The 16203-nt window shown below is 41.6% G+C and carries 19 protein-coding genes; 14 read left to right on the top strand and 5 right to left on the bottom strand.

What is annotated here, in order from left to right:
• Positions 1-55: 55 nt before the first annotated feature.
• A complete protein-coding gene (locus tag UYC_RS0122645; protein ID WP_016879669.1) occupies positions 56-1126 on the top strand; it encodes a linear amide C-N hydrolase in 1071 nt (356 codons plus the stop codon).
• 160 nt (positions 1127-1286) lie between these two features.
• Here the strand turns inward: UYC_RS0122645 and UYC_RS0122640 are convergent, their stop codons facing one another.
• From UYC_RS0122640 to UYC_RS0122630, 3 genes are all read right to left on the bottom strand, one after another.
• A complete protein-coding gene (locus tag UYC_RS0122640) occupies positions 1287-1706 on the bottom strand; it encodes a YidH family protein (RefSeq protein ID WP_016879668.1) in 420 nt (139 codons plus the stop codon).
• Between the two features lie 26 nt (positions 1707-1732).
• Positions 1733-2146: a YidH family protein gene (locus UYC_RS0122635; protein ID WP_016879667.1), complete on the bottom strand. Its 414-nt coding sequence runs from the start codon at positions 2144-2146 to the stop codon at positions 1733-1735.
• A gap of 230 nt (positions 2147-2376) precedes the next feature.
• Complete coding sequence (locus UYC_RS0122630; RefSeq protein WP_016879666.1) at positions 2377-4086, bottom strand: mechanosensitive ion channel family protein; 1710 nt, start codon at positions 4084-4086, stop codon at positions 2377-2379.
• A gap of 660 nt (positions 4087-4746) precedes the next feature.
• On the opposite strand from UYC_RS0122630, the gene UYC_RS0122625 reads away from it, so the two are divergent.
• From UYC_RS0122625 to UYC_RS0122595, 7 genes are all read left to right on the top strand, one after another.
• Positions 4747-5016 carry a hypothetical protein gene (locus tag UYC_RS0122625; protein ID WP_016879665.1) on the top strand — a complete coding sequence of 90 codons (270 nt, stop codon included), beginning with the start codon at positions 4747-4749 and terminating at the stop codon, positions 5014-5016.
• A 96-nt stretch (positions 5017-5112) separates the two neighbouring features.
• Entirely contained in the window at positions 5113-5367 is a 255-nt protein-coding gene (locus UYC_RS0122620) for a GIY-YIG nuclease family protein (protein ID WP_016879664.1), read from the top strand.
• Between the two features lie 168 nt (positions 5368-5535).
• Positions 5536-6594 (top strand): chlorophyll a/b binding light-harvesting protein, encoded by a 1059-nt coding sequence (locus tag UYC_RS0122615; protein WP_016879663.1) that lies wholly within the window; start codon positions 5536-5538, stop codon positions 6592-6594.
• 83 nt (positions 6595-6677) lie between these two features.
• Entirely contained in the window at positions 6678-8153 is a 1476-nt protein-coding gene (locus UYC_RS0122610; RefSeq protein WP_016875025.1) for a chlorophyll a/b binding light-harvesting protein, read from the top strand.
• A 92-nt stretch (positions 8154-8245) separates the two neighbouring features.
• Entirely contained in the window at positions 8246-8758 is a 513-nt protein-coding gene (fldA, locus tag UYC_RS0122605; RefSeq protein WP_016875026.1) for a flavodoxin FldA, read from the top strand.
• Positions 8759-8914: 156 nt separating this feature from the next.
• Entirely contained in the window at positions 8915-9646 is a 732-nt protein-coding gene (locus tag UYC_RS0122600; RefSeq protein ID WP_016875027.1) for an alpha/beta fold hydrolase, read from the top strand.
• A gap of 112 nt (positions 9647-9758) precedes the next feature.
• On the top strand, positions 9759-11126 hold the full coding sequence (locus UYC_RS0122595; RefSeq protein WP_016875028.1) for a serine/threonine-protein kinase: 1368 nt from the start codon (positions 9759-9761) through the stop codon (positions 11124-11126).
• A gap of 53 nt (positions 11127-11179) precedes the next feature.
• Here the strand turns inward: UYC_RS0122595 and UYC_RS35705 are convergent, their stop codons facing one another.
• Positions 11180-11575 carry a hypothetical protein gene (locus UYC_RS35705; protein WP_016879662.1) on the bottom strand — a complete coding sequence of 132 codons (396 nt, stop codon included), beginning with the start codon at positions 11573-11575 and terminating at the stop codon, positions 11180-11182.
• A gap of 347 nt (positions 11576-11922) precedes the next feature.
• Between UYC_RS35705 and UYC_RS39555 the strand changes: the two genes are divergently transcribed.
• The 4 genes from UYC_RS39555 to UYC_RS0122565 all read left to right on the top strand — a co-directional run bounded on the left by UYC_RS39555 (position 11923) and on the right by UYC_RS0122565 (position 12937).
• Positions 11923-12114: a hypothetical protein gene (locus UYC_RS39555; RefSeq protein WP_016875029.1), complete on the top strand. Its 192-nt coding sequence runs from the start codon at positions 11923-11925 to the stop codon at positions 12112-12114.
• Positions 12115-12244: 130 nt separating this feature from the next.
• The gene (locus tag UYC_RS36765; protein ID WP_016875030.1) at positions 12245-12418 is read left to right on the top strand and encodes an HNH endonuclease; all 174 of its coding nucleotides are present in this window, start codon (positions 12245-12247) and stop codon (positions 12416-12418) included.
• A gap of 47 nt (positions 12419-12465) precedes the next feature.
• Complete coding sequence (locus UYC_RS0122570) at positions 12466-12678, top strand: hypothetical protein (protein ID WP_016875031.1); 213 nt, start codon at positions 12466-12468, stop codon at positions 12676-12678.
• Positions 12665-12937 (top strand): type II toxin-antitoxin system RelE family toxin, encoded by a 273-nt coding sequence (locus tag UYC_RS0122565; RefSeq protein ID WP_016875032.1) that lies wholly within the window; start codon positions 12665-12667, stop codon positions 12935-12937. Before UYC_RS0122570 ends, UYC_RS0122565 begins: the two co-directional genes overlap by 14 nt.
• Positions 12938-13114: 177 nt before the next feature.
• On the opposite strand, the gene UYC_RS0122560 is transcribed toward UYC_RS0122565, so the two are convergent.
• Positions 13115-14512 carry an amidohydrolase gene (locus UYC_RS0122560; RefSeq protein WP_016875033.1) on the bottom strand — a complete coding sequence of 466 codons (1398 nt, stop codon included), beginning with the start codon at positions 14510-14512 and terminating at the stop codon, positions 13115-13117.
• A gap of 83 nt (positions 14513-14595) precedes the next feature.
• On the opposite strand from UYC_RS0122560, the gene UYC_RS0122555 reads away from it, so the two are divergent.
• Complete coding sequence (locus UYC_RS0122555) at positions 14596-15366, top strand: cysteine hydrolase family protein (RefSeq protein WP_016875034.1); 771 nt, start codon at positions 14596-14598, stop codon at positions 15364-15366.
• Between the two features lie 354 nt (positions 15367-15720).
• Entirely contained in the window at positions 15721-16173 is a 453-nt protein-coding gene (locus UYC_RS0122545; protein ID WP_016875036.1) for a cupin domain-containing protein, read from the top strand.
• The last annotated feature ends 30 nt before the right edge of the window (positions 16174-16203 follow it).

Genomic DNA, 16203 nt, shown 5'->3' with positions numbered 1-16203 from the left:
GTTCCAATATAGAATCTCATGGCTCACCCCACATACGGTCAATGGTGAACCCACAATGAAAAAAATCACGATCAGCCAAGTACTTTGTGGTGCTCTGGCCACTCTGGTAGCTGGGCTGATGCCGATGGAAGCGTTGCACGCTTGCACGCGAGTTGTCTATCTCGGCCCGCAAAGTACAATAGTTACCGCACGCAGCATGGATTGGGCAAGCGACATGGGTACAAACCTCTGGGCTTTCCCGCGTGGCATGAAGCGTGATGGTGCCGCTGGAGCAAAATCGATTCGCTGGACTTCTAAATATGGCAGTGTGGTGGCAGCTGGCTTCGACGCTGGTACAGCCGATGGCATGAATGAGAAAGGGTTAGTTGCTAACCTACTCTATCTAACTGAATCAGAATACGTCAAACCCACACCCAATGATAAGCGCAAACCCCTATCGGTTTCTGCATGGACGCAGTACGTGCTTGACAACTATGCCACTGTTGCAGAAGCGGTGAAGGATTTACGCAAGGAGCCGTTCTATGTGGTTCCGACGATGACACCAGATGGTAAACCTGGACAGTTACATTTGTCGATTTCCGATGCCACGGGCGATTCGGCTATTTTTGAATACGTTGGCGGCAAGCTCAACATTCATCATAGTCGTGAGTTTCAGGTCATGACCAACTCACCAGTATATGACCAACAGATTGCCCTCAATAACTACTGGGAGCAGATCGGTGGAACTACTATGCTGCCAGGCACCAATCGTGCAGCAGATAGATTTGTCCGAGCTTCATTCTATATCAACGCAATCCCAAAAACGTCCAATATTAATGAAGCGATCGCGGCTGTCTTTTCGGTGATTCGCAATGCCTCGGTGCCTTTAGGTATTACGACTCCCGGACAACCCAACATTTCTTCAACGCTCTGGCGCTCGGTATCGGATCACAAAAACAAGCGCTATTTCTTTGAATCCACTCGCAGCCCGAATGTCTTCTGGGTAAACCTCTCCGACATGGATTTCGCTGAAGGAAAGCCGACGAAGAAGCTAACGCTGACAAATGGTGCCGTCTTTGCAGGTAATACAGCAGCACAGTTCAAACCTGCCGAACCCTTTAAGTTTCTGGCGGCAGAAGTAAAGTAAGCACTTTTTAAAATTGGCGGCAAAGCATACTAAAGTTTGGTGTAATTATTACGTAAAAGGCGATCGCTAGATTAGGTATCACAATTTGTAGAACCCAAATTCCGCAAATAGGTTAAGAAATTAGATAATATTTTTGGCAAGATACATTTAGAAATATAAGCTACGTCATAGAAATGACAAAGTAAACAGCAAAGAACGCTAGCAAACCAAATATAATCACCGAACCCACAAGGATCGCTAGCGGATTAAATAAGTGATATTTTCTATACAAATAGTCTGCTTTATTTAGTGATTTTACGTTAATTAGGTATCCAACAATGGCTAACACTAGCAGAAAAACACCGAAGGCGATCGCGCTCAAGCCAATGATATGAGCCAATTGCGTATTAATTTGGAGATTTTGCTTAGGAAACGTCTGATTTAATGCCACGAAAATGCGATCAAATGCGATCCCAAAAGCAATCAGAGATAAGCAATTTTGAATCCAGCTTGTTAATGTCCGTTCAGCAGCAGCACGATTGCGCTGTTTAGCCAATTCTGTAGTGGTGGTAGTCGGTTTTGGAGAAGGGCTAGAATTCATAGTGAGCTTTTCAAGCTAAGTGACGATTAAAATATTGCCTTTACCAAAATCCCAACAAAAGCAAACACGCCAATGCAAACGAGTGCGATCGCAACCGTCAAACCCAAAGAGCGGCGGGGGATGTAGAGATATTCCTCTTGGCGCTGGATGCGATAAAGTTCTTGCTGGTGTTCTATCGCTGCAACAACCATTGCATACGTACCCAAAGCAATGAAAGCAAGTCCTAAAATGCGAGAAAGACGCACGGGGTTGATATCTTGAACTGCTTGAAAGTTCTGGATAGCAGCCACAACTCTGTCAATACCAAAGCCAAAGCCAATCAGGGAAAGGTTGGTGCGAATCCATGCCATGAGAGTACGTTCAGCAGCAGCTCGGTTACGCTCTTTGGCAAGTTCAACTTGAATATTGGGTGGTTTGGGAGGAGGAATAGGATCGTTCATGAAGATACCGCTGATGCCTCAATTGATTTTGTTTAGAATTGAGCAATTTTTATAGTTGCAATGAAAATGGCTAACCTGATATCTTGCACCCTTCTTAATAACCGTAGGGTGGGCATTGCGCGTAACGGCAAAATAAAATTTTGAGTCAAATCTAAGCAATGCCCACCTTATAAAAATCGTAATCAACCTGGTAACGAGAAACTCCCCGCGTTGATATAATTCCCCTCGTTCTAATCGGGGGCTTTATCGCCAGAAGATTGAGAATTCTTTGAGAGCGAATTGACTCGAAAGCCAGGAGCAACATAGTCACTAGACAGATACTCACTGGGGATAGTAGTTTGATTCCCGTCACGAATGGCAGAGTAATGGGGTGAGCAAATTTCGATGTTTGCTTCGTTACACTGATCTTGAATATTTTGGTGTAATTCTGAATAAATTGATTCTAGCTTGGTTGGGTGGTTTGTATAGGCTCTGAGTTCGTAGCTGATGTAGAAATCATTGAGTGCAGTTTGCCAAACAAAGGGAGAAGGTTGGGACAAAATATCAGTAGTTGCAATAGCTGCTGTAATGAGAGTTTCATGGGCAGTTCGCCAAGGTGTGTCGTAGCCTAGAGAAACTGTTGTGTGGATAATAATTGGGGTTTGCTGGTCTCTTAGGAGTGTATTGTAGTTAACAATATTACTCGATAATAGGGCAGAGTTGGGAATAGACACCAACACATTGTTCAAAGTACGAATCCGAGTTACTAGCAGTTGTTTCTCTTCCACGAAGCCCATTAAATCACCAATCTCGACGCGATCGCCAACTTGAAATGCACGGGTGTACACTAACGAAAAGCCTGCAACGGCATTAGCGATCGCACCTGACGAACCAAGCGAAATCAACGCTCCGATCACAATAGAAATAGCTTGAAAAGCTGGAGAATTAGAACCAGGCAAGTAAGGAAAGACAATGGCGATCGCAAAAGCGATGACGATAAAGCACACTAGATGGTACGTTGGTCTTGCCCACTCTGGATAAAATCCTTGAATGGAGAGTGTACCTCGTTCAATATTTTCAAAAATAAATTTTAAAAAGTTTAGAAAATAGCGAGTAATTAAAGCAATCAAACTTATAGTCAGCAATTTTGGCAAATACCCTAAAACTCCATTCCAAATAGATGTCAACGTATTTTGAAGGTGGAAAAACAAACTTGCTCCTAATTGACTTGTTTGAGGAAACAGACTTAATACAAAGGATAGATAAAAGTAGAGCAGACTTAATACAACCGCAAAGTGAATGATTTTCGTAAAACCTTGTAAGAGTGCAGAAATTTGTTGAGACGATAACAGTTCAAGATTTTGGACGCGAAGATTAGGAATCAATCTGTCTTGCTGGGCATCTAACCAATGATAGAACTGGGGCATGATGTTCCATAAAATTAGCAAGATTACAGTTAATAAAATTGTACTGACTATTGCTAAAACTCCAGCGCGAGTTAAGTAGCTAGCACTGCGTTTTTCTCGATACTCATTAATTGCATTTTTGATAATTTGTAAGTATTCATTGGCAAGTGCTTGTCGAGTTTGCTTAACAGCTTTAGCATCCACATCTGAAACAGACATAATGGGAATACTTTGAGCATGAATAATTGTGACTGCTTCAGATTCAACTTCTCTAGTTCTCAACGCCTCAGTGGGAATAGCATCATTATCTGCTAATTGCTGAATACTAGATGAGATTAATTTTGCACGCCGCTCAATAGAAGGTGAAAATAACTTGTCTTGAATGAAAAATAGTGTTTTATTCTCTAGCTCAACAGGTACTCCGTTTATAGGTAATTCGGAAGGAGTTTGAGAGAAACTACATAAGGGAGTAATGATAATTACCAACGCAACAAAAATAGCAGTAATAACTGCTCCAAATGGCTGATTTATTTTGAGGATTAAAGAACACGTCATATTTATTATTTAATCACTGTTGGTAAAGCTAAACTTATTAAATTTCTGCTCATAGCTTTTGTTTTTTTAGATTGTAATTGTGACTTTGCGAAATCTGTCGGTTAATCAAAGCATGGTAAAAATTATAAAATACACAAGTTGGAAGTTTAGTTACAAAAAATAACTACAATATAAGAAAGTTATAAGAAAAATTTTATATCCATAGCATGAAAGCTATTTGATTTATTTCAATAAACTTTTAACCAGTACATTAGAATTAATGCAAAAATCTAGTTCTAGGATAATTAAAACTACAGATGTATACAGTAATGTGAAAGTTTGCATACACAAAAATTCATCATTAAAATCTTCAAAAACTATCACTAAAATATTGTGATATTTTTCTAGACTGTGAGCTTGAACACTCCCTTGTAAATTGAATCGATAAATAATTTAAATATTCTTGCTTATACCCAACTAGTTCGGCAGGGGTGGAATAGTCTTCTATGAGAACTTTGAGAAGTACTGGGAGATAATCTAGCTCCCAATATCCCCGTAAACTAGAGAGTTAGCACTTTCGTAAATTTTTGTAGTAATTTGATAGCCAGAAATAGTAATCATCAATTAAAGATAAATAACTAATCTTGATAAATTAGAGCATCAAAATTAAGGAATTTTCTTATGAATCGTACATTTCGGCGCTACCATCGCCAGATAGCGATCGCTTTATCTCTGCCTTTATTTCTTTCTGCAATCACAGGTATAGGCTACACTATCGCTGATGAATGGTTGCACCAAATCGAATTAGCTACATTTATTCTCAATATTCATACTTTACAAATCTTCCGTTTACAGGCAATCTACCCGCTTTTGACTGGTTTGGGATTATTAGGATTGTTGATTACTGGTTTGAGTATGACAGGATTATTTCGCAAACGTCCAAGTGGATGATAGAAAGAGGGACAAGGAGACACGGTGACGCGGGGACACAGGGAGTAATAAACTACTAACCACTAACCACTAACCAATGACTAATGACTATTAATTATGACTTCTGGCATCTACGCGATCGCGCATATTGGTAATTTAAAACTTTATGTTGGTGAATGTAACAAACTTAGCCAAAAATGGCCGCCTATACTTTCCCAACTCCATCACGGCACATATCCGCATTCGTTACTGCAACAGACATGGAATACACAAGGAGATAAGCGCTACTTCACGTTCCACACCAAGGAAGAAATTCTTGGTGATCCGGAAATTGTAGGTGTTGAAGAACTTTTGGCAGAAGTTGCCTCGTAAAGTAACCCAAAATTCCAGCTAACAACCCCTTCTGTGCTTTGTCTAGAAGGGGTTTGTCATTTTCTCTCAAGAAATTAATGAGATTATATTTCAATTATTTAGTTTTTAGTGTAAGCTCTTTTCTAGAGTTGTTGAATATTATTCTCAACTAGTTTAGGCAGGTGTACAATGACAATCTCTACAAGTCCGCTGTCGGTGGAGCAAGACCTTGCCGACTCGCCTTGGTGGGCTGGCAATGCCAGGCTTACTAACTTATCAGGTAAATTACTAGGCGCTCACGTTGCTCATGCTGGCTTGATCGTTTTTTGGGCTGGAGCTATGACTTTATTTGAGCTAGCCCATTTTAATCCAGCCGCACCCATGTATGAGCAAGGCTTAATCTTACTACCTCACCTAGCTGCTGAAGGTTGGGGTGTAGGTGCTTCTGGTGCAGTTGTCGATACTTATCCTTATTTCGTCATCGGAGCTTTGCATCTGATTTCCTCAGCCTTTCTGGGTTTTGGAGGCATATTTCACTCCCTACGTGGCCCAGAAACTCTAGAAGGTAGATTTTCTTTCTTTGGCTACGACTGGAAAGATACGGGCAAAATGACCACAATCCTTGGTATTCACCTAGTTTTACTGGGTTGTGGTGCATTCTTGCTAGTCGCTAAAGCAATGTACTTCGGTGGTTTGTATGACCCAAACGTTGAAGATGTGCGAGTAATTACAAATCCGACATTAAACCCAGCAGTCATCTTTGGCTATCTATTTGGCGGAATTGGTAAATTCTGGATTGCTGGCGTTGACAACCTCGAAGATGTGGTTGGCGGTCATATTTGGGTGGGTGCAATGTTGATTTTCGGTGGATTTTTCCACATTTTGACTAAGCCTTTTGCTTGGACACATCCACTATTTGTTTGGTCTGGAGAAGCTTACCTCTCCTATAGTCTGGGTGCTTTGGCACTGATGGGCTTTATCGCCACTCTTTTCGTCTCGGTAAACACCACTGTTTATCCCGAAGTTTTTTATGGGCCGGCACTGGTAGTAAGACAGAATATCGTGCCGTACTTTTCATCACTCGATCCTGATCTTGTGACTTCCCGGGCTTGGTTAGCTAATGCCCACTTTTGGTTAGCTTTCTTCTTTCTTCAAGGTCATATTTGGCACGCCTTGCGGGCACGTGGGTTCGATTTTCGCAAAGGTAGGGTGAGTCAGGAAGCAGTGATTCCCCAACCTATTAGCTAAATTAATTTTAATGCTAATAATTTGCAAACTCCTTCAAGTACAAGCTCCCAAAAACTGCAAACTATTCTCAAGGAGTACCAAAAATGACAGCAGTAATTACAGATAGCCCATACAAGCAACAAATACCCGATGTTGGTTGGTGGGCAGGTAACTTTCGTCTCACCAATCTATCAGGTAAATTATTGGGCGCTCATGTTGCTCATGCTGCATTGATTTTGTTATGGGCTGGGGGAATGACGCTGTTTGAGCTATCACGCTTCAATCCCAATCTGCCAATGTATGAGCAAGGATTAATCTTACTACCTCATCTAGCGACTCTCGGTTTTGGTGTCGGTGCTGGTGGGCAAGTTATTAGCACCTATCCCTACTTTGTCATCAGCGTTTTGCATCTGATACCCTCGGTGATTTTGGCTGCGGGTGGCATTTACCACTCCCTACTGGGGCCAGAGGTGTTAGAAGATAATCCTACCTTGGCTGGCTTTTTTGGCTATGACTGGAAAGACAAAGACAAGATGACAACAATCTTGGGCATTCACCTGACGATTTTAGGTTTGGGTGCTTGGCTTCTGGTTGCTAAGGCGATGTTTTGGGGCGGATTGTTTGATCCTTGGGTAGCTGGTGGTGGAGATGTCAGGGTAATCAATCATCCAACGCTCAACCCATTCCGCATCTTTGGCTACCTATTTGGAGTTTGGGGAGCAGATGGAATGGCAGCTGTGGATAACCTGGAAGATGTTGTCGGCGGTCATATCTGGGTTGGTTTAATGTTAATTGGCGGTGGCATTTTCCACATTTTGACTAAGCCGTTTGCCTGGGCGCGTCGAGTTTTGATTTACTCAGGGGAAGCATATCTGTCTTACAGCATTGGTGCTGTTGCATACATGGGCTTTTTGGCGGCATACTTTGCGTTAAAAAATAACACCGTCTATCCGGAAGTTTTCTATGGCCCAGTTAACACGATCGCTACTTCTGATGGCTTAGTTTCCGTGCGTGGTTGGTTAGTTACTTTCCATTTTGTCTTAGCGATCATCTTCTTATTAGGTCATATTTGGCACGCACTACGCGCCCGTGCAATTGAAGCCGGATTTGATTTCAAAAATGGTGACATGATTCAGCCACCGCAAGTAAATCGCCCAATGAGCAATCAAGCAAGTGCAGTTAACTCTTCTGATTTGACACTGAAGTTTTTGAAATATTTGCCAATTTATCGCCCTGGTATATCTCCTCTGGCACGAGGATTGGAAATTGGCATGGCTCATGGTTATTGGTTGGTTGGGCCTTTTGCTACATTAGCCTCATTACGCAATGCTGATGTGGGTAACTTGGTTGGTTTAATCGCCACAGGCAGTTTAATTGTCATCGTCACGATTGGTTTTTCGATTTACGGCACTACCAGCTTTGAAAGACAGGTTGCAACAGTTCCCAGCGTGCCACAAGCTATCAATTCTACGGAAGGATGGAGTCAATTTACTGAAGGCTTTTTGATAGGTGGAATTGGTGGAGCAATCTTCGCTTATCTGCTATTGAATAGTCTTGCTGTGTTTGGTGCGATCGCCTAAGCATACTTCGCTACGAACTTGATTTAGTTATGTAGAGACGTAGAATCCTACGTCTTTACAGAGATTAATGAAACATCTGATTGGAGCAAAATATGTCAAAAGTTGGTCTATTTTTTGGAACTACAACAGGTAAAACAGAGTCTGTTGCAGAGATAATTCAGAAAGAATTTGGTGGAGAAAATGTAGTCACATTACATAACATCATAGATGTAGATGATAGTGACTTTGAAGACTATCAATATCTAATTATTGGGTGTCCTACATGGAATATTGGCGAATTACAAAGCGACTGGGAAGGTTATTTTCCTGAGCTAGATAATATTGATTTTAGTGGTAAAAAGGTAGCTTATTTTGGAACTGGTGACCAAGTTGGCTATGCCGATAACTTTCAGGATGCAATGGGTATATTGGAAGAGAAAATTACCGAACTTGGCGGCACTACAGTTGGATATTGGTCTAAAGATGGCTATGACTTCAACGAATCCAAAGCATTGAGAAATGGTAAATTTGTCGGTTTAGCTCTTGATGAAGATAACCAATCTGACTTAACTGACGAGCGTATTAAAGCCTGGGTTGCTCAACTGAAAAGAGAGTTTGGTTTGTAGTTAATAGTTAATGGTTAATAGTTAATTGTTAATTGCCAATCATTAATTGATGAGTTATCAAATAATAATTGTTAGCGGTTAGCCCTTAGCTGTTAACCATTAGCCCTTAGCAGCCTTCACAAAATCGCAACTCTAATTACTTGCAGGAAAAATATAATGTCTCAACAGCCAGATGTCATTTGGTTAAATACAAGCTCTAGTCTATTGTGCTTTGCTCAACCACTGTTATGTGAATTATCACATCATGTCTCTATTGCCCGGTGGGAATATACTCAAACTCAAGATGAAGCAAGTTCCTTAGATGTTGCAATCCAACTGCTGCATAATTATCTTGAATCAAGCAATCAACCAGTGCATTTGATTGGGCATAGTACGGGAGGATTATTAGGGCTACTATATGCTCGTCAATATCCAGAAAAAGTTAAATCTTTAACCCTATTAGCTGTAGGTGCTGATGCAGCCATTGACTGGCAAGCTCATTACTATAGCCATTGCCCGTACTTGAGTCGGCAAAAGATTCTCAATGCGATGGTGTATAACCTATTTGGCTATCAGAATGAACAAACCATTCAGCGTTTAGAAAGGCTATTGGAGCAAGACTTAGATTGCTCGCTCTCACCTCATTCTTTATTTAAGCGGTTAAGTGTACCTCCCTCTCCAGTTCCCGTACCCTTAATGGTTTGTGGTAGCCGAGACGATATCATTGTAGAATCCGACACTTTGCAAGGATGGCAGCCGTTTTTGATGGAGGGCGATCGCCTTTGGGAATGTCAAAAAGGACGTCATTTTTTTCACTTCTTCCACCCAAAGCTTGTGGCAGAACAAATTCTAGACTTTTGGCAATCCCTACATCGCTCCGATGCAGTTTGTAGGAGCCTGAAAGTTTAAGCATCTCCCTGTTAAGAGTTCCCCCAACCCTATTTTCAAGCTAATTTATTGGTTGCTAAACAACTGTCTGTTACTATCCAAAATAAACACCACAATCTCAAGATTATTACTTATGGTGTGGAATCCAGGACAGTCGTTGTTTGGCGATCGCTATTTTATTGAAAGAAAGCTTGGCGAAGGTGGAATTGGGATTACTTACCTCGCCAAAAACAAACGTGGTGAATTGCGAGTAATTAAAACCCTCAGAGAACAAATCCTAAATCATCCCGCCTGGATAACCAAGCAAGACAAATTACGCCAAGACTTCCGGGATGAAGCATTGCGACTGGCTTTGTGTCGCCATCCTCATATAGTGCAGGTAGAAAACGTCTTTGATGAGGTGAATTTGCCATGTATGGCGATGGAATACATTGAAGGTGAGGATTTAAGTGAGCAAATAACTACAGTAGGCGCTTTACCAGAAACAGACGCACTACTATACATTCGGCAAATTGGCAACGCATTGACTGTAGTTCACGAAAAAGGTTTGCTGCATCGGGATTTAAAGCCGAGCAATATCATGATACGCGCGGGGAAACAAGAAGCAGTACTAATTGACTTTGGTATTGCCAGACAATTTATTCCCGGTGGAGTCCAACAACATACACAAAATCTTACCCCTGGTTATGCGCCCCCTGAGCAGTATGTCCCCGATGCCGAACGAGGAGAATATATTGATGTTTACGCCTTAGCTGCAACACTGTATTCTTTGCTGACTGGACAGTTACCCATGCCAGCACCCGCCAGACTGCAAAACTTTACCCTGCAACCACCAAAAGATTTGAATTCCAGCGTTAGCGATAGGGTGAATAAGGCAATTATGAAAGGGATGGCGCTAAATTACAAATTTCGTCCCCAGTCGGTGCAGGAGTGGTTGGATTTGTTGGGTGCAAGTCCCATACCACCAACACAACCAGTAACATCTCCTCCCTACACACCCCCATCTTGGGAATGCATTCACAATATTTTGGGGATTTCTGGAACAACAGCCCTTAGTCCCAAGGGAGATATTATAGCAAGTGTTGCAGGTAGGATTATTCACTTGTTATCACTAAGTACAGGTCAACTTATCCGCACCCTGACTGGTCATTCCTCAGTTGTTAATTCTATCGCCTTCAGTGTTGATGGGCGAATTTTAGCTAGTGGTAGTTATAGTGATGACTACACTATCAAACTGTGGGAAGTAGCAACAGGTAGAGAAATTCGCACCCTGACTGGTCATTCCTCTTATATTAGATCCGTCACCTTCAGTAGTGATGGACAAATTTTAGCTAGTGGTAGTTTCGACCAAACTATCAAACTATGGGAAGTCGCAACAGGTAGAGAAATTTGCACTCTCCGTCATTTTGACTTGGTTAGTTCTATTGCATTTAGCCCCGATGGAAGTTGGCTTGCTGCTGGAGATACTAGCGGAAATATCAAGATTTGGCGACGCGGATGATTTTAGAACTCGTCAATTAGTCCTGTGTTGGAAGAAGGGAACAGGGAACGGAACTAGAGGCTAGACAATAGAAAAGAAATTTTCATGTTTGGTTGTGGGATTTTCCCGTGATTAGCTGTGTTGCAAGTACTTGCATCGACCTGCAATGCGAATGCATCGGCTTGCAATGTTATTGCATCGGCTTGCAATGTTATTGCATCGACCTGCAATGCGAATGCATCGGCTTGCAATGTTATTGCATCGGCTTGCAATGTTAATGCATCAGCCTGCAATGTTATTGCATCGGCTTGCAATGTTATTGCATCGACCTGCAATGCGAATGCATCGGCTTGCAATGTTAATGCATCAGCCTGCAATGTTAATGCATCAGCCTGCAATGTTATTGCATCGGCTTGCAATGTTAATGCATCGGCTTGTAATGTTAATAGACCTCTTGTATGAATCTTCAAAACCTTACCCTAACCCTTAATAAGGGGAGAGAGTAAGATTTTTTCCCCGTTTTCCAAAGACTGATACCATTTCACTAAATGAGAGATACAAATAATTTTCCCTCTGCCCCTCTGCTGCCTATTTGTATCAACCTTAAAGTAAAACAGTATGAGGGGGTTAATTCAACTTTTGTAAGAGGTCTAATATGGTATTCCTAAATCATTCGTAAACAATAAGATCCCCGACTTCTTCAAGAAGTCGGGGATCTGGCTCTCTCAATTTTCACAACTGATTTAGGGTTGTTATATATAGCTTGACTTAAAGCACTACAATAAAAACACATATTATAAATTGTGTCGCGCTGAGTATGACGACTGTAATTGCTAGACCTTCATCCTTACTTGGAAGTATCAAAGTAGAAAAGTTGGATAGTTTTCACCTGTTCAAATTTAACGATGAACTGCAAGCACGAATGGAAGAACTTTTAGAACGCAAAAAGGTTGATTTACTAACTAGACATCTCCAGAAATTAATTCTGCGTTATCTGAAATCCTTGTAGAGACGCGAAATTTCGCGTCTCTACATTCTTTTTCGGAGATATGTACTCCAGAAGAAGTTATCGAACTTGAAGAAATTGGAGAACTTGATAGAATTTTCACCCATATAAATGCGATGCTAGTAGCTCAAAAATGACGATTGATGATGCTACTAAAGAAATTGTGCGAAGACGAGCGAATTATCTGTGCGAGTATTGCCATTCTCCAGAACGCATTGCCACAACAAGATTTACAGTAGACCATTTGATACCAAAGTCTATTGGTGGTTCTGATGAACTTAATAATTTAGCTTTGGCTTGTCACTGATAAAATAGTAAATAGGACTTGCAAACAATCAATCAAATGTCATAAAAATGCTAGAAATAACCAAAAATTACGTCATGGATGAAAATCAGCAACCTATCGCTGTACAAATTCCTATAGCTGACTTTGAAAAAATTGAAGAAATCTTGGAAAACTATGGCTTGGTACAGCTCATGGAAGAATCGAAAGATGAAGAGCGCCTCTCTAAAGATGAAGCTTGGAAATATTACCAGTATTTGAAAAACAAGAATGTGGAAAGCTGAATATACTAAAAGGTTTTTAAAAGATTTGGCAGATTTACCAGAAGATGTTCAAGCCCGGATAGAACCAATTGTATTTCAAGAACTAGAGTCAGAAAATCCATTTGAATTAGGCTATTTGCAAAAAATGAAGGGCTACGATGATAAATATAAGATTCGTGTAGGCAATTACAGAATAGGTATTACTGTTGACAAAGAAACACAAACATTAATTTGTCAACGAGTTGCACATCGTAAAGAGATTTATAAGATTTTTCCATAAGACAATATTTGCCAATATTTTCTATGAATCTTTGGGTAATTTGTAAATATGCTGACACTCAATCTACATATAAATTAGGCGATCGCAACTAGTTTTGTAGTTTAGTATTCGCATCGTTGTGCTAAAGATGAATTGACAAGCGATCGCCTACACTACAATCATGCGATCGCCCTTTCATCACAAACCCATAACAGAACGATAATGGGGTTCAATTTGGGTAACAGTTGGAGATAGGCGTTGAGTATGCCATTGACTGTGGTTAAATAATTGTTGCCGCAAATTATCAACATCAATTGTTGTCACTTTCCCGTTAGCAACAATTTGTTTGCCATTCACCCAAGCGCTATCAACTACATTACTAGGACGTCCTAAAACTAGTAAACCAATTGGATCTGTACGCGGTAGCAATGATAAGTTGGTGAGGTCATACATTACCAAATCAGCTTTTTTCCCAACGCTGAGGCAACCAAGTTGATCAGCCATATTCAATCCTTTGGCACCGCCTAAAGACGCCATTTCTACCGCCTGTCGGGGTGTAATCCAGTGCTGATAATCTAAGTCGGTGACGTTGTGTAAGATAGAACCAATTTTTATTGCTTCTAGTAAATCTTGAGAGTCGTTGCTAGAAGCTCCATCACAGCCGAATGTCACGTTTACCCCAGCCTGACGATATTTTAAAATTGGGGCAATGCCACTGCCTAAACGCAAGTTACTTAAAGGGTTGTGAACAACGGTAGATTGAGTTTCACTGAGGATAGTAATGTCGCGATCGCTCAAGTGAACGCAATGGGCTAGGGTGGTGCGATAGTCTAAAAAACCGATGCGCTTGAGATGGGTAACAGCAGTACAACCGTATTTTTCTTGGGCTAGCTTTTCTTGCGCTTTAGTTTCCAACAAGTGGGAATGACGGCAAAGATTATACTTTTCGCTTAACTCAATACATCCCGCAAATAAAGCATCAGAACACAGTTGAATCCCCGTAGGAGCCACTAAAATACTGATACCCTCCTCCGGATGATGAAATTGCTTTACCGTCTCTTCAATCACTGCCAGCGTGGCTTGAGTCGGGCGAAAATAAGGCTCATGGTTTTGTTGAGTTTCCCCAGAAGGAATGCCAGCAGTTAAAGATTCGTCTTGAATCAAGGGTGCGACAAAAGCACGAATCCCAACTTCTTGGTAAGCACGAACTGCTGTGGCAATTGTTTCTAACTCTTTGCCGGGAATCAACACCAAATGATCTACGACGCTTGTGCCGCCAGAAAGTAGAGTTTCTACTGCTGTTCCCAAAGCACTGAGGTAAACTTTCTCTAGATCTAGAGGTGCAAAATCGTAAAGTTCTGCCAGCCATAATTCCAGGGGCAACATTGACATTATCCCCCGTTGCCACATTTCCGATGAGTGGGTATGGGCGTTGAAAAATCCGGGCAGTAGTAGTTTATTTTTACCGTTAATCTCGCTGCCCATGACATCCAGATCCGGTGCAATAGCACAAATAGTTCCGTCCACAACTTGTACATCAAAAGTGGCGTAACTATCTTCAACAGGAATTAAAACATTCTTAATTGTAAAGCTCACAATTTTAACCTTAATTAAGTAATGACACGCGACAGAAGGAATTCACGCTAAAAAGTAAAACATGGTGTTGAGCGTTGCAACTTATGAATCTACCTCTTCGGCAATTAGGAGTTCCACCAAATGCTTGGGCAGTCAATCAGGCGATCGCAGATATTACTCGTCCTCCTTTAAACCCACAACCCGTTATCTTATCAACAGAAACTAAATCTCTGCGCCTAGATTTAGCAAAAACTGCCATTCTCGTCATCGATATGCAAAACGATTTCTGCCACCCCGATGGTTGGTTGGCGCATATCGGTGTAGATGTTACCCCAGCACGTCAACCGATAAAACCTTTACAAAACTTATTACCAGAATTGCGAGCAGTTAATGTTCCCGTAATTTGGTTAAATTGGGGTAATCGCCCTGATTTACTCAATATTAGTGCAGGCTTGCGTCACGTCTACAACCCTACAGGCGAAGGCGTAGGATTGGGCGATCCGTTGCCTAGTAATGGTGCTAAGGTACTAGTGGCTGGTAGTTGGGCGGCAGCAGTAGTAGACGAACTAAAACAACAACCAGAGGATATTCGCGTTGATAAATACCGAATGAGTGGATTTTGGGATACTCCGTTAGATAGTATCCTGCGGAATATAGGCAGAACAACACTATTTTTTGCTGGCGTCAATGCCGATCAATGTGTTATGGCTACTTTACAAGATGCTAACTTTTTAGGATACGACTGCATACTAGTCCAAGATTGTACTGCCACAACTTCTCCTGAATATTGTTGGTTAGCAACTTTATATAACGTCAAGCAGTGTTTTGGTTTTGTTACACATTCAGAAGCTATTTTAAAGGCAATTAATGGTTAGTAGGGGAGGCAGCGCGTTGCGGAGCCAGTGCGGTGAAGCAGCCTCCGTCTTGGCGGTTTCCGGCGATGGGGGACTGCTGTACGCCGGAGGCGTTCCCGCAGGGTACCCGGAGGGTGGACGGGTTCCCCGGCATAAAGGAGCCAGTGCGTTGCGCGGGTTCCCCGCGTTGTAGCACCTGGCGTCAACTGGCGTCGGGTTCCCCCGGTTGTAGCGACTGCCGTGCGGGTTTAGAAGATAAGTTATCAGTTTGAACGGCAAGATTATCAGCAAAACCCGCCTGTACAGTAGTTAGTGGTTAATGACTAATAACTAATAACCAATGACTAATGACAAATAACCAATGACTAAAAACATATGATAAATTCTTGTGTTATTCCTGTTGTCAAATCTCCCAAAGATTACCAAGCGTATCGCATCAGCCCCCACGATACAAATCGCTTGGCAATAGTGTTCGATCCGGCAATTGCTAATACTTCTTTGACTTGTTGCGTAGAAATTTTTGATGTTGGTGGTAAAACACCTCCAAATCGCCATCAATGGGCAGTAGAAATGTTTTTTGTTCTTAAAGGAGAAGGCAGAGCAAGTTGTGATGGCAAAAGTATGCCAATCAAAGCAGGAGATAGCTTATTAGTCCCTGCCACAGGTACTCATGTCATTGAAAATACTGGTTCAGGACGTTTGTATACTTTGACTATTATGGTTCCCAATGAAGATTTTGCTGAGTTAATTCGTAGTGGCACACCTGTAGAATTAGATGCAGAAGACATGGCGGTTCTTGGTAGATTTGATGCCTTGATGCCATGTTGAAGATGTTGACAACTACAGATAGGTAAGATG

Origin of the sequence: Chlorogloeopsis fritschii PCC 6912, assembly GCF_000317285.1 — a bacterium.
Taxonomy (GTDB): Bacteria; Cyanobacteriota; Cyanobacteriia; order Cyanobacteriales; family Nostocaceae; genus Chlorogloeopsis; species Chlorogloeopsis fritschii.
Note: the sequence above shows the minus strand (reverse complement) of the source record. Positions and strands in the feature narration are given on the sequence as shown.